This window comes from Burkholderia paludis, assembly GCF_000732615.1.
GTDB lineage: Bacteria > Pseudomonadota > Gammaproteobacteria > Burkholderiales > Burkholderiaceae > Burkholderia > Burkholderia paludis.
On sequence record NZ_JPGL01000072.1, the window covers coordinates 1 to 12919 of the forward strand.

Annotated in this window: 12 protein-coding genes; 7 read left to right on the top strand and 5 right to left on the bottom strand. The window is 69.5% G+C overall.

The window, feature by feature from the left end:
* Positions 1 to 108 precede the first annotated feature (108 nt).
* Entirely contained in the window at positions 109 to 960 is an 852-nt protein-coding gene (locus GQ56_RS0132855; protein WP_031402693.1) for an alpha/beta fold hydrolase, read from the bottom strand.
* A 38-nt stretch (positions 961 to 998) separates the two neighbouring features.
* On the opposite strand from GQ56_RS0132855, the gene GQ56_RS45000 reads away from it, so the two are divergent.
* Complete coding sequence (locus GQ56_RS45000) at positions 999 to 1262, top strand: hypothetical protein (RefSeq protein ID WP_152601932.1); 264 nt, start codon at positions 999 to 1001, stop codon at positions 1260 to 1262.
* Here GQ56_RS45000 and GQ56_RS0132860 read toward each other — a convergent pair.
* From GQ56_RS0132860 to GQ56_RS0132875, 4 genes are all read right to left on the bottom strand, one after another.
* On the bottom strand, positions 1232 to 1561 hold the full coding sequence (locus GQ56_RS0132860) for a DUF3579 domain-containing protein (protein ID WP_031402694.1): 330 nt from the start codon (positions 1559 to 1561) through the stop codon (positions 1232 to 1234). The two genes, GQ56_RS45000 and GQ56_RS0132860, sit on opposite strands and share 31 nt — an antisense overlap.
* 25 nt (positions 1562 to 1586) lie before the next feature.
* A complete protein-coding gene (locus tag GQ56_RS0132865; RefSeq protein WP_031402695.1) occupies positions 1587 to 2948 on the bottom strand; it encodes a sigma-54-dependent transcriptional regulator in 1362 nt (453 codons plus the stop codon).
* On the bottom strand, positions 2938 to 4821 hold the full coding sequence (locus tag GQ56_RS0132870; protein WP_031402696.1) for a sensor histidine kinase: 1884 nt from the start codon (positions 4819 to 4821) through the stop codon (positions 2938 to 2940). The genes GQ56_RS0132865 and GQ56_RS0132870 overlap by 11 nt, the downstream gene beginning before the upstream one ends.
* Positions 4822 to 4924: 103 nt before the next feature.
* Positions 4925 to 6289 (bottom strand): 2-hydroxycarboxylate transporter family protein, encoded by a 1365-nt coding sequence (locus GQ56_RS0132875; protein WP_031402697.1) that lies wholly within the window; start codon positions 6287 to 6289, stop codon positions 4925 to 4927.
* Between the two features lie 407 nt (positions 6290 to 6696).
* Between GQ56_RS0132875 and GQ56_RS0132880 the strand changes: the two genes are divergently transcribed.
* The 6 genes from GQ56_RS0132880 to GQ56_RS0132905 are packed head-to-tail and all read left to right on the top strand — an operon-like array spanning position 6697 to position 12903.
* The gene (locus GQ56_RS0132880) at positions 6697 to 7527 is read left to right on the top strand and encodes a MetQ/NlpA family ABC transporter substrate-binding protein (RefSeq protein ID WP_031402698.1); all 831 of its coding nucleotides are present in this window, start codon (positions 6697 to 6699) and stop codon (positions 7525 to 7527) included.
* A 10-nt stretch (positions 7528 to 7537) separates the two neighbouring features.
* A complete protein-coding gene (locus tag GQ56_RS0132885; protein ID WP_031402699.1) occupies positions 7538 to 8950 on the top strand; it encodes an LLM class flavin-dependent oxidoreductase in 1413 nt (470 codons plus the stop codon).
* A gap of 18 nt (positions 8951 to 8968) precedes the next feature.
* Positions 8969 to 10150, top strand: coding sequence for a methionine ABC transporter ATP-binding protein (locus tag GQ56_RS0132890; RefSeq protein WP_031402700.1), 1182 nt, complete (start codon positions 8969 to 8971; stop codon positions 10148 to 10150).
* Positions 10143 to 10799, top strand: coding sequence for a methionine ABC transporter permease (locus GQ56_RS0132895; protein WP_011353926.1), 657 nt, complete (start codon positions 10143 to 10145; stop codon positions 10797 to 10799). Before GQ56_RS0132890 ends, GQ56_RS0132895 begins: the two co-directional genes overlap by 8 nt.
* Positions 10800 to 10852: 53 nt before the next feature.
* Complete coding sequence (locus tag GQ56_RS0132900) at positions 10853 to 11695, top strand: hypothetical protein (protein ID WP_031402701.1); 843 nt, start codon at positions 10853 to 10855, stop codon at positions 11693 to 11695.
* On the top strand, positions 11692 to 12903 hold the full coding sequence (locus GQ56_RS0132905; RefSeq protein WP_031402702.1) for an acyl-CoA dehydrogenase family protein: 1212 nt from the start codon (positions 11692 to 11694) through the stop codon (positions 12901 to 12903). The genes GQ56_RS0132900 and GQ56_RS0132905 overlap by 4 nt, the downstream gene beginning before the upstream one ends.
* The last annotated feature ends 16 nt before the right edge of the window (positions 12904 to 12919 follow it).

Sequence of the window (12919 nt, forward strand, 5' to 3'; positions counted from 1 at the left end):
GCGTGACGGCGTGACGGCGGGCGCGCATGCGTGCGCCGCGTGTCGTCGACGCGGGAGCGTATCCGCATCGTCGACGAAGGGCTTGGGGGGCGAGCGCCCCCCGGGATCTCAGGCGGAGACGAACTCGTGCACGAAGCGGTTGAACACGGCGGGGCTCGCCGCATTCATCCCGTGCGACGCGCCGGCAACGGTCTGACGTTGCGCATTGCCGATCCACTGCGACAGCGTGTCGACGTTGTTGCGAAACATCTTCGGGCTGCGCTGGCCGTCGATCAGCAGCGTGCGGCACGCGATGTCGCCGGCCGTGTGCTGCGAGTACGCGGGCAGCGGGTCGCGCAACTGCTTCGGCAGCGTGCTCGCGTTATCGATCGCCATCGTGCGGAAGCGCGACGTGCTTTTCTTCCATGCGCCGGGCAGGCTCACCGAATCGACGAACATCTCGAGGCCCGATTCGACGTCACCTTGCCCGATCAGGCTCACGGCCTTCGTGCGCAGCGCGATCGCGGCGGCCGGCAGCGCGGCTTCGCGCACGCCCGGCTGCTGCAGCGGGCCGCCCGGATCGGCGAGCGTCAGCGACTCGACGAGGTGCGGATGCTGGCGCGCGACGTTGAACGCGACGCTGCCGCCGCGCGAATGGCCGACCAGATGCACGGGGCCGAGATCGAGCGCATCGATGAATTCGGCGAGTTCGTCGACATGATTCTGCCAGCTGAAATCGTCCTGGATGCCCGCTTCGACGGCCGGCCAGTAGTGGCTGAGGCTCGGCGCGATGCAGCGGTAGTGGGCGGACAACGCCGCGAGCTGCGGATCCCAGTAGCGGTAGTCGCACAGCGAGCCGTGCACGAACACCATCGGCGCACCGCTGCCCCGCTCGACATACGGCAGGCTGATGCCTGACGAAAGCGTCGCAAATTGCAGGTCGGGGTTCGCGAGCACGGACGGCTCGATTCGCATGTTCATGACTGAAAGACTCAAAGGTGCGTCAACACGACGCAACTATGCATCACGGCGACCTGCAAGGAAAACGCATAATTTTCATCGCGACGATCAATTTTATTGATGGATCGGCCGCAAACCCTTGTCGCGTGGGGGTGGGTGTCGATGCTTTCAATCGTCTGACGGTGGGGCGCGATGCTGGAAAGGCCAGGAAAGTGCGGGCGACGGCGCACGCACGGGTGCATTTCCGGGGAAGAAAACGGACCGTGCGCGCGCCGCGCGGGCGGCCCGCGCGTCAGCGCGCCGTCGAGGCGGGCGCGGTCTGAAGCTCGACGGGGAGGTCGTTGTCGGCCGCGAACCGCATCGCGAAGTCGAATGCGTCCGCACACACGGTGCGCAATTCGTCCGACACGATCAGGCATTTGGCGCCGCCGTCGACGACCGGCATCGCGAGCCGCGACAGCGCGCACGGATAGCCGGGCCGCCGTTCGCCGACGAACAGCGTGATGACGCCCGCGAGGCGCTCGGGCCAGTCGCTCGGGCGGAAGGTCTTTTGCGCGCGCGTGACGCCGCGGATCAGGTGGCCGTCGACGCGGCCGTGGTCGGGGTGTTCGATGCGATCCATGCTGGTGTGCGTGTCCTCGTTCGCGTCATTCGCCGCCGTCGGCCGTCGCGTCGCCGCGCGCGGGAATCCGCAGGTTGCGCAGCTTGTGATAGAGCGTCTTCTTCGGCATGCCGAGCGCTTCGCTCGCGTCCGCGACGTTGCCGTGGTGACGCTGCAGCATGTCCTCGATCAGCATCCGCTCGAAATACGCGAGCTGCTCCGCGAGCGTGACGCCCGCGGCCGGCGCGCCGCCGGACGACAGCAAGCTGTCGCCGGTGAGCCCGAGCACGAAGCGGTCGGCCACGTTCTGCAGCTCGCGCACGTTGCCGGGCCACGCGTGCGTCATCAGTTCGGATACCTGCGCAGCCGTGACGACCGGCGCCGGCTGCCCGAAGCGCCGCGCGGCCGCGAGCACGAAATGCTCGAACAGCAGCGGCACGTCCTCGCGCCGCTCGCGCAGCGGCGGCAGCTCGATCTGCGCGACGTTGAGGCGGTACAGCAGATCGGCGCGAAAGCGTCCGTCGGCCGCAAGCCCGGCAAGATCGGCTTTCGATGCGGCGACCACGCGGCAGTCGACCGGAATCAGCTCGTTCGCGCCGAGCCGCTCGACCACGCGCTCCTGCAGCACGCGCAGCATCTTGATCTGGAGCGCGACCGGCATCGTCTCGATCTCGTCGAGGAACAGCGTGCCGCCGTCGGCCCATTCGATCTTGCCGATGCGTTTCTTGATCGCGCCGGTGAACGCGCCGGCTTCGTGGCCGAACAGCTCGCTCTCGAACACCTGCTCGGGCAGGCCGCCGCAGTTCAGCGCGACGAAATGCGCGTCGCGCCGGCCGCCGAAGTCGTGCAGGCTGCGCGCGATCAGCTCCTTGCCGGTGCCCGTTTCGCCGGTGATCAGCACCGACACGGCGGTGTCGGCGAGGCGCAGGATCTTCTTGCGCACGTCGGCCATCGCGGGCGACTTGCCGAGCACGAACGCCTCGATGCCCTGCCAGTTGTTCAGCGCCGCGCGCAGCCCCTGCACCTCGAGCGTCAGGCGGCGCTTCTCGACCGCGCGCGCGACGCGGCCCGCGATCAGGTCCGACGAGAATGGCTTCTCGATGAAGTCGTACGCACCCACCTGCATCGCGCCGACGGCCGTCGAGATATCGGCATGACCGCTGATCAGCACGACCGGAATCTGCGCGTCGATCGCCATCACGCGGTCGAGCAACTGCAGCCCATCGATGCCCGGCATCCGCACGTCCGACACGATCACGACCGGCGCGCCGGGCGCGACGCGATGCAGCGCGTCGGCCGCCGACGCGAATGCGTCGACCGCGAAGCCGGCGAGCGCGACCGCTTGTTCCACGCCGATCCGGACGTTTTCATCGTCCTCGACGACCAGCACCCGAATCTCATCTTCCATGCTCTGTCCTTTGCAGCGTCGCCGCCGCGAATTCGATACTGAACTGCGCGCCGCCTTCGTCGCGGTTCGTCGCGGCGATCTTCGCGCCGAACGCCTCGACGATGCGCGACGTGATCGCGAGGCCGAGCCCGAGGCCCTGGCCGCGCGGCTTGGTCGTGACGAACGGCTCGAACAGGTGCGGCAGCACCTCGGGCGCGATGCCCGGGCCGCTGTCGGCGACCGTGAAGCGCACGCGGCCGGCTTCGTCCGGCCCGGCGGCCTCGATGACGATGCGGCGCACCGGCGCATCGTGCAGCGCGTCGAGCGCGTTGCCGAGCAGGTTCACGATCACCTGCTGCAACTGGCTCGATTCGGCCGATACCGCGGTGCCGGGCGCGATGTTCACGTCGAGCCGCACGCCTTCGTCGCGGATCCGGGCGTCGTAGATCAGGCGCGCATGCGCGACGGCCTCGTTCAGCGAGACCGCGACGCGCTCGACGTCGGGCTTGCGTGCGAAAGTCTTCAGCTCGCCGGTGAGCACGGCCATGCCGTCGACGAGCTTGCCGATCCGTTCGAGATTGGCGAGCGCCGGCGCCGGCTGGCCGCGCTCGAAGAAGGTGCGCGCGTTGTCGCACAGCGTGCGGATCGCGACGAGGGGCTGGTTCAGCTCGTGCGTGAGGCCGGCGGCCATCTGCCCGAGCACCGCGAGCTTGCCCGCGTGCACGACTTCCTGCTGCGACGCGCGCAGCCGCTGCTCGGTGCGCTCGCGCTCGACGATCTCGCGCTGCATCTGCTCGTTCGCGGCCGTCAGCGCGGCCGTGCGCTGCGCGACCGTCAGCTCGAGCCGGTCGTTCGCGCGGCGCAGCGCGTCCTGCGCGTTCAGCCGCGCGACGATCGCCCGGCGGCGCTGGATCGCGTAGCCGGCCAGCAGCGCGGCGATCAGGAACGCGCCGGTGACGAACACGAAGGCCGTCTGCTGCTGGCGCCGCGCGCCCGCGATGTCGAGCAGCACCATCAGCGAATCGCCGGCCTGCGGCGCGGGGCGCGACATCACGAGATAGCGGGTGGTGCGGCCGGCGTGGCGCGGATCCGGAAAGGTGCCGAACCACGCGGCCGAGCTGCGGTCGCCGATGCGGCGGTACGGCAGCGCGTCGACGGTGCGGCCCGCGTATTGGCGCGACGCCTGGATGTCGCGCTGCTGCTGCGCGGTGATCGGGCGCAGCGCGGTGAATTTCCACGCGGGCTCGGTCGAGATCACGACCACGCCGTTGCCGTCGACGACCATCGCGGCAACGCCCGGCGCGCGCCATGCCGATTCCAGCGAATCGACGCTGATCTTGACGGCGGCCACGCCGATCGGCGCGCCGTTGTCGCGCACCGCGCTGGCGAAATAGACGCCCGGCACGCCGGTGTTGGTGCCGATGCCGAAGAAGCGGCCGCCGCCGTGCGCGAGCGCGTCCTTGAAATACGGCCGGTACGACACGTTGGTGCCGATGAAGCTGAGCGCTTCGTTCCAGTTGCTGGCGGCGATCACGTCGCCCTGCAGGTCGATCACGTCGACCGCGCCGCTGCCCGCGTCGCGGTTCACCGCTTCGAGGTAGGCGTTCACCGTGTGCGTGAGCTCGGGCGCGTCGTGCGGCGCGGCTTTCAGCATCGCGCGCACGCCGTCCTGCCGTGCGACCAGGCCGGGCAGGATCTCGAAGCGGCCGAGCTCGCTCTTCAGGCTCGACGCATACAGGTCGAGGCGGTGCGTGCCGGTTTCCTCGAGCGCGTCGATCGCGCGCTCCCACGCGAAATCGACGGCCGCGGCCGCCACGCACCCGTACAGCACGGCGGCGGACGCCCAGCCCCACCACGGAATACCTTTGAAGCTCTTCTGCACGTTCGCCCTCATCGAAGCCAGCAACCGGACGCCCGGAACGACACGCGCCGCGCGCCGGCGAGGCCGGCGGCGGCGCGTACGATTCGGCCGGCGCGACGGCGCGCGCGGCGGCGCGTCATCCGAAGTGCGCGACCAGGATCAGCGTCACCGTGACGACGATCGCGCCGCCGATGCGCGTCGCGATCTGTGCGAACGGCATCAGCTGCATCCGGTTCGCGGCGGTCAGGATCGCGACGTCGCCGGTGCCGCCTTGCCCGCTGTGGCAGGCGTTCACGATCGCGGTGTCGATAGGGTACATCTTCAGCAGGCGGCCGACCACGAAACCGGTGCCCATCAGCGTCGCGACGGTCGACACGATCGTCACGACGTTGACGACCGTAAACGCGGCGGTCAGCTTGTCCCACGGCGTCATCGCGACGCCGATCGCGAACAGCAGCGGATACGTGACGGCGGTCGAGAAGAACTTGTAGACGACGAACGCGCCTTCCTGCAGCGGCGGCGACACCGCGCGCGCGAGCTTCACGAGCACCGCGAGGAACAGCATCGCGACCGGCGCGGGCAGGCCGAACAGCTTGTGCGCCATCAGGCCGACCAGGTACAGCGTGATGGCCGTGATGCCTGCGCCGGCGATGTGCGAGACGTCGACGTGGCCGCGGATTTCCTCGTTCTCGGGCGTCATGTCGCCCGTTTCGCCGACCTGCAGGCGACCGTTGCCGGTCAGGTGCGGCAGGCGCTTGCCGAGCATGTCGAGCGCGCCCGACAGGATGATCGCGGTCAGGCTGCCGAGCATCACCGGCGGCAGCACCATCGCGAACATCTCGCCCTGCGGCAGGTGCATCAGCTCCGAATAGCCGATCGACAGCGGAATCGCGCCTTCGCCGACGCCGCCCGCCATGATCGGCACGACGATGTACAGCAGCGTATGGCGCGCGCCCAGGCCGAGCGCGGTGCCGACCGCCGTGCCGACGATCGCCGCCGCCACCGAGCCGGCCGCGAGCGGGACGAAGATCTTCACGAAGCCCTGGATCAGCACGCGGCGATCCATGCTCAGGATGCTGCCGACGATGATCGACGCGATGAACAGGTACAGGAAGTTGGTCGACTTGGTGAATTCGACCGTGAGGTTCAGCACGGGCTTCGGCAGCACGTGGTAGTAGGTGAGCGCCGACGGCACGAAGGTCGCGAAGATCGCGGCCGCGCCGATGTTGCGCAGCAGCGGCAGACGCTTGCCGAGTTCCGCGCAGGTGAAGCCGAAGAACGCGAGCACCGCGATGGCCATCGAGATCTCGCCGGGCACCTTGCCGGTCACCGAGAAGCCGACGATCAGCGCGAGCAGGATGAAATAGACGGGCAGCGGAATGATGCCGATGCGGATTTCCATCAGTTTCCACCAGCCTTGCGGCCAGAAGCGTTCGCGCGGCGCGGCGACGCCGTCGGAAACCGGCTCCGGATGGGACGGGGTATGGATAGAGGTCTGCAAGACGTGTCTCCTGATGTTGGAATGTCCGCATGCGGCGCGGCATCGTGTGCCGGCTATTACGCAACCTCCGTGCCAGCCGCCCGGCTGCCGGGCGGATATGCAGGTCGTTGATTCGTAAGGGATTCGTTTCGTCTGCGGAAAGGCGTGCGCGCGGGCCGTTCCGAGATTTCGGAATTCGCGCGGCGCGCAGGCCGGGATTTCGGCCAACGGCCGGCCGGGCGCGTTCGCGCGCCATATCGCCGCGCGCGATTTTCTTCCCACAATCGCTTCGTAGACCGTCCGCGCGCCGCTCTCTATCATCGGCTGATCCTTTTCCGACGCGATGCCCACTGTCCGGAGAACGCCTGCGCGTTCGCCGCGCCGTCGCTCATCCGTCGATACCGTCTTTGGACAGGAGAGTGGTTCCCATGCTGCATGCCGTTTTTTCCGCCCGCTTTTCCTCCGGCCGTGTCGTCCGCCTGCTGGCGGCCGCGCTGCTCGGCGTCGCGCTCATGAACGGCGCGCGTGCCGACACCGCGCCGCTGAAGGTCGGCATTTCGACCAGCCCGCAGATCGAGGCGCTGAAGATCGCCGCGAAGGAGGCGAAGGCGCAGGGGCTCGACGTGAAGATCATCGAGTTCACCGACTGGAATACGCCGAACGCGGCGCTCGCGAACAAGGACATCGACGTCAATTACTTCCAGCACATCCCGTTCCTCGAGAACGCGAACAAGCAGGGCGGCTACAACTTCGTGTCGATCGCGCCCGGCACGATCATGAAGATCGGCCTCTATTCGAAGAAGGTGAAAAGCTTCAGCGAACTGAAGGACGGCGCGCGCGTCGCGATCGCGAGCGATCCGGTGAACGGCGGGCGCGGGCTGCTGCTGCTGCAGCGCGCCGGCCTGATCACGCTGAAGCCGGGCGCCGACTACCGCGCGACGACGCACGACATCGTGTCGAATCCGAAGCACCTGAAGATCGTCCCGCTCGAGGCGTCGCAGCTCGCGCGTTCGCTCGACGACGTCGACCTGGCGCAGGGCTACCCGAGCTTCATCAAGCTCGCCGGCACGACCGACCCGAACAGCGCGCTGCTGTTCGACGGCACCGAGAACAAGATCTTCGCGATCCAGTGGGTCGTGCGGCCCGACAGCGTGAACGATCCGCGCATCCGCAAGTTCATCTCGATCTACCAGCACTCGCCGGCCGTGCGCCGTGCGCTCGACAACGCGTTCGGCTCGCTGTACGCGATCGCGTGGTGATGGAGGCGGCATGACGACGGCGAACCGCAAGAAGATCCTGCTCAACGCGTTCAACATGAACTGCGTCGGGCACATCAACCACGGGCTGTGGACGCATCCGCGCGACCGCTCCGCGCACTACACCGATCTCGACTACTGGGCCGACCTCGCGCGCACGCTCGAACGCGGCAAGTTCGACGGGATCTTCCTCGCGGACATCGTCGGCGTGTACGACGTGTTCGGCGGCGGGCCCGATGCCGCGCTGCGCGAATCGGTGCAGGTGCCCGTCAACGATCCGCTGCTGCTGGTGCCCGCGATGGCGCAGGTCACGCGGCATCTCGGCTTCGGCGTGACCGCGAACCTGACCTACGAGCCGCCTTACCTGTTCGCGCGCCGCATGTCGACGCTCGATCACCTGACGAAAGGGCGCGTGGGCTGGAACATCGTCACCGGCTATCTCGACAGCGCCGCGCGCGGCATGGGCCTCGCGCAGCAGATCGGCCACGACGACCGCTACGAACGCGCCGACGACTACATGGACGTCGTCTACAAGCTGTGGGAACAGAGCTGGGACGACGACGCGGTGATCCGCGACGCGCAGGCGCGCGTGTTCGCGCAGCCGGGCAAGGTGCGGCGCGTGAAGCACGACGGGCCGTTCTACTCGGTCGATGCGATCCACCTGAGCGAGCCGTCGCTGCAGCGCACGCCGGTGCTGTACCAGGCCGGCTCGTCCGCGCGCGGCGTCGAGTTCGCGGGCCGTCACGCGGAATGCGTGTTCGTGAACGGGCAGAGCAAGGCCGCCGCCCGCGCCGCCGTACTCGATATCCGCGCGGCCGCCGCGCGCCAGGGGCGCGACCCGGCGTCGATCCGGATCTTCGCGGGCGTGAGCGTCGTGACGGCCGGGACCGAGCGGCTCGCGCGCGAGAAATTCGACGAATACCGGCGCTACGCGAGCCCCGAGGCCGGCCTCGCGCATTTCGCGAGCTCGACCGGCATCGACTTCGCGAAGTACGGCCTCGACGAGCCGATCTCGTACGTGAAGACCGATTCGATCCAGTCGGCCGTCGACGCGATCTCGCGCAAGAGCACGACCGGCACGTGGACCGTGCGGAGGATGCTCGAACAGATGTCGCTCGGCGGCCGCTATGCGCCGATCGTCGGCTCGCCGTCGCAGGTCGCCGACGAGCTGCAGTCGTGGATCGACGAGACCGGCATCGACGGCTTCAACCTGACGCGCACCGTGATGCCCGAGTCGTTCGAGGATTTCGTCGACTGGGTCGTGCCCGAACTGCAGAACCGCGGCGTCTACAAGGAAGACTACGATCCCGCGCCGACGCTGCGCGAGAAGCTGTTCGGCGCGGGCCCGCGCCTGCCCGCGTGGCACGCGGGCGCGCAGCACCGGCCGGCCGTCCGGCCCGAACCCGCGCATCCCGCGCATGCCTGAACGTGACGGAGCGAAGCGATGACGCAATTGTTCGATACGCTGGGTTTCATCGACGCGTCGGCCGCACGGGCCGGCACCGCCGCCGCGACGCATGACGACGCGGCCGCGCCGGCCGCCGGCGGCATCGCCGTGTCGCTGGAGCAGGTCGGCAAGGTGTTCGCGACGCCGCGCGGCCACGCCGCCGCGTTGCGCGACGTGACGCTCGACGTGCGGCGCGGCGAGGTCTTCGGGATCATCGGCCGCAGCGGCGCCGGGAAATCGACGCTGCTGCGGCTCGTGAACGGGCTCGAACGGCCGAGCTCGGGCCGCGTGCGCGTGCAGGGCGTCGACGTCGGCGCGCTCGACGAGGACGGGCTCGTCGCACTGCGCCGCCGCACCGGCATGGTGTTCCAGCATTTCAACCTGCTGTCCGCGAAGACGGTGTTCGAGAACGTCGCGCTGCCGCTGAAGATCGCCGGCGTGCCGAAGGCCGAGCGCGTGCGCAAGGTCGAGGCGCTGCTCGAACTCGTCGGGCTCGCCGCGAAGCGCGACGCGTATCCGGCGAGCCTGTCGGGCGGACAGAAGCAGCGTGTCGGCATTGCGCGGGCGCTCGTCCACGATCCCGAGGTGCTGCTGTGCGACGAGGCGACCTCGGCGCTCGATCCCGAGACGACGCAGTCGATCCTCGCGCTGCTCGCCGACATCAACCGCCGCCTCGGGCTGACGATCGTGCTGATCACGCACGAGATGGAAGTGATTCGCGCGGTGTGCGATACGGTCGCGGTGATCGAACAGGGCGAAGTCGTCGAAACGGGCGCCGTGTGGCGCGTGTTCGGCGATCCGCGCCACGGCGCGACACGCGCGTTGCTCAGCACGCTCGTGCACGACCTGCCGGCCGAGCTGGCCGCGCGCGTGCGGCCGCTGCCCGAGCAGGCCGCGTTGCCCGACGGCGCACAGGTCGTGCTCGACGTCCGCTATACGGGCGAGAGCGGCGGCGAGCCGGACGTCGGCGCGCTTGCGGCGGCGCTCGGCGGCTCCGTGCGCTTCCTGCACGGCGGGATCGAGCGGATCCAGGGGCATGCGCAAGGGCGGCTCGTGATCGCGGCGGCGCCGCACGCGGACGACGCCGGCCGGCCGCCGGCACGCGGCGGCGCGGTGGCCGCGCTGCTCGAACGCGCGCGCCGCCATGCGAACCATGCGGAGGTGCTCGGCTATGTTTGACCTCTGGTGGCCCGAACTGCTCGACGCGATCCGCGACACGCTGTCGATGGTCGCCGCGTCGGCCGCGATCGCCGCGCTGATCGGCATTCCGCTCGCGGTGATCCTCGTGACGACCGCGCCCGGCGGGATCTACGAACGGCGCGGCGTCAATGCGGTGCTCGGCGCGCTCGTCAACGTGTTCCGCTCGACGCCGTTCATCATCCTGCTCGTCGCGCTGCTGCCGTTCACGCGCGTGCTGATCGGCACGACGATCGGCGTGTGGGCGGCCGTCGTGCCGCTGTCGATCGCCGCGATCCCGTTCTTCGCGCGGATCGCCGAGGTGAGCCTGCGCGAAGTCGATCGCGGGCTGATCGAGGCCGCGCTCGCGATGGGCGCGAAACGCCGCCACATCGTCTGGCACGTGCTGTTGCCCGAAGCGCTGCCCGGCATGCTCGGCGGCTTCACGATCACCGTCGTCGCGCTGATCGGCTCGACCGCGATGGCGGGCGCCGTCGGCGCGGGCGGGCTCGGCGATCTCGCGATCCGCTATGGCTATCAGCGATTCGACACGACCGTCATGGCGACCGTGATCGTGATCCTGATCGCACTCGTTTCGGCCGTGCAAATCACGGGCGACCGCCTGGTCCGACGCGTGACCCGGCGCACCTGAGCGACGCCACGAGCGTCCGCTCGCTTCATCAACGATCCTGAGAGACCGAACACATGACCTTGCCCATCGGCGCACCGCGCGAATGGAACGGACAATTCGAGGAGGCGCTGTTTCTCGACGTGGCGCGGCGCCATCGTCCGGATTTCCCGGACAAGCTGGCCACGCCGCCGCGCGAGCCGCGCGACGACGACGAACGGGCCGCCGTCGCCGACTACTACACGAAGATGGCGTCGCACGACCTGTTCATCGTGCAGGTGGTCGCGAAGGCGATCGACACGCTGTTTCGCGACGATCCGCATTTCCAGCTGATCCTGTCGCGCCAGCTCGGCGACGACGGCGCGCATGCGGTGATCGGCCGCGAGCGCGTGACCGAATTGACGGGGCGCGATCCGCTGCCGGAAGTCGACCGGCTCGTCGCTGCCCACTGGGCGCGCATCGGCGACATCGCGGTGCGCGACGTCGCGGGCTTTCTCGCGTTCGAATGGCACTACGAGCTGCACATCCTCGCGAAGCTGTGGATCCAGCGCAAGACCGGCCGCATCGGCGACGGCGCGATGCGCGAGCACGGCGAGAACCGGATCCGGCCGGACGAGGAATGGCATCGCGTGCAGATCGTCCAGTGGTGGTTCGAGACGCTGAACGCGCTGCCGGCGGCCGAGCGCGACGCCCTGATCGATCGCGTGATCGCGGCCGACGAGGAAACGCAGGCGCGGCTCGACGGCTATCTGCACGACGAGTACGCGCATACCGCCCACGTGTTCGGCGCGGACATCGCCGAGTACCGCGCGATCTACGACGACTGGCGGCGCGAGATCCTGTCGCGGCTGACCGGCCGCCGGCTCGGTGCGCTCGTGCCGCTGTCCGGCGAAGCCGTGCTGCAGGAAGCCGTCGCATGAACGATCCGCGTGGCCCGGCGGCCTTCGCGCCGGAAACCGATGCGCCCGCCCTCGATCGCGCCGCGCTGGCGCGCGCGATCGACGCGTTGCGCACGACGGCCGCCGCGCGCGACCGCGCCGGCGGTCACGCGGCGCACGAAAAACAGTGGCTCGCCGATGCGGGCCTGCTGACGCTCGCGGTGCCGCGCGCGTTCGGCGGGCAGGAAGCCGCGTGGCCCGACATCTACGAGGCGATCCGGCAGATCGCGCGGGTCGACAGCGCGCTTGCGCATCTCGTCGGGTTCCAGTGCCTGCAGGTGGTGAGCGTCGACGTCTGGGGCAGCGCCGAGCAGCGCGAGCGCTATCTGCGCGGCACGGTCGAGCAGCGCTGGTGGTGGGGCAATGCGGTCAATCCGCTCGACACGCGGCTCGTGGCGACCGCGACGCCGGACGGCGGCTACCGGCTCGACGGCGTGAAGGGCTTCTGCTCGGGCACGCGCGGCTCGCAGCGGATGACGGTGTCCGCGCACGATCCGGACATCGGCCGCAGCGTGTTCGGCGTGGTGCCGACCGGGCGTGCGGGGATCACGGTCAACGAAGACTGGGATCCGATCGGCCAGCGCCAGACCGACAGCGGCAGCGTGCGCTTCGACGGCGTGACGCTCGCGGCGGACGAGGTGCTGCATCGTTCCGAGGCGCCGCCGACGCCGCGCGCGACGCTGCGCACGCTCGTGTCGCAACTGGTGCTGACCAATCTGTTCGTCGGGCTCGCGGAGGGTGCGCTGGCCGAGGCGCGCGACTACGTGCTGCAGCACGGCAGGCCGTGGATACAGTCGGATGTCGCGCAGGCGGGCGACGATCCGTACACGCTGCAGCGCTTCGGCGACATGCGCGTGCGGGCGCTTGCCGCGGCCGCGCTGGCCGATCGCGCGGCCGGCGCGTTGCAGCGCGCCTGGGCGCGGCAGGATGCGCTGACGGCGGACGAGCGCGCCGACGCGGCGCTGGCGGTATCGGAAGCGAAGATCGTCGCGCAGCGCGCGGCGCTCGAGAACGGCGAGGCGCTGTTCGACGCGTGCGGCGCACGCGCGACGGCCGCGTCGCTCGGGCTCGACCGCTTCTGGCGGAACGCGCGCACGCATACGTTGCACGATCCGCTCGACTACCGGCTGCGCGACGTGGGACGGTTCGCGCTGAGCGGGGAACGGCCGGCCGCGTCGCTCTATACGTGAGTGAGCGCGCGCTCCG

Coding starts and splice junctions, on each gene's coding strand:
- GQ56_RS0132855 (WP_031402693.1), bottom strand. CDS start 960: ATGAACATGCGAATCGAGCCGTCCGTGCTCGCGAACCCCGACCTGCAA.
- GQ56_RS45000 (WP_152601932.1), top strand. CDS start 999: ATGCATCACGGCGACCTGCAAGGAAAACGCATAATTTTCATCGCGACG.
- GQ56_RS0132860 (WP_031402694.1), bottom strand. CDS start 1,561: ATGGATCGCATCGAACACCCCGACCACGGCCGCGTCGACGGCCACCTG.
- GQ56_RS0132865 (WP_031402695.1), bottom strand. CDS start 2,948: ATGGAAGATGAGATTCGGGTGCTGGTCGTCGAGGACGATGAAAACGTC.
- GQ56_RS0132870 (WP_031402696.1), bottom strand. CDS start 4,821: ATGAGGGCGAACGTGCAGAAGAGCTTCAAAGGTATTCCGTGGTGGGGC.
- GQ56_RS0132880 (WP_031402698.1), top strand. CDS start 6,697: ATGCTGCATGCCGTTTTTTCCGCCCGCTTTTCCTCCGGCCGTGTCGTC.
- GQ56_RS0132885 (WP_031402699.1), top strand. CDS start 7,538: ATGACGACGGCGAACCGCAAGAAGATCCTGCTCAACGCGTTCAACATG.
- GQ56_RS0132890 (WP_031402700.1), top strand. CDS start 8,969: ATGACGCAATTGTTCGATACGCTGGGTTTCATCGACGCGTCGGCCGCA.
- GQ56_RS0132895 (WP_011353926.1), top strand. CDS start 10,143: ATGTTTGACCTCTGGTGGCCCGAACTGCTCGACGCGATCCGCGACACG.
- GQ56_RS0132900 (WP_031402701.1), top strand. CDS start 10,853: ATGACCTTGCCCATCGGCGCACCGCGCGAATGGAACGGACAATTCGAG.
- GQ56_RS0132905 (WP_031402702.1), top strand. CDS start 11,692: ATGAACGATCCGCGTGGCCCGGCGGCCTTCGCGCCGGAAACCGATGCG.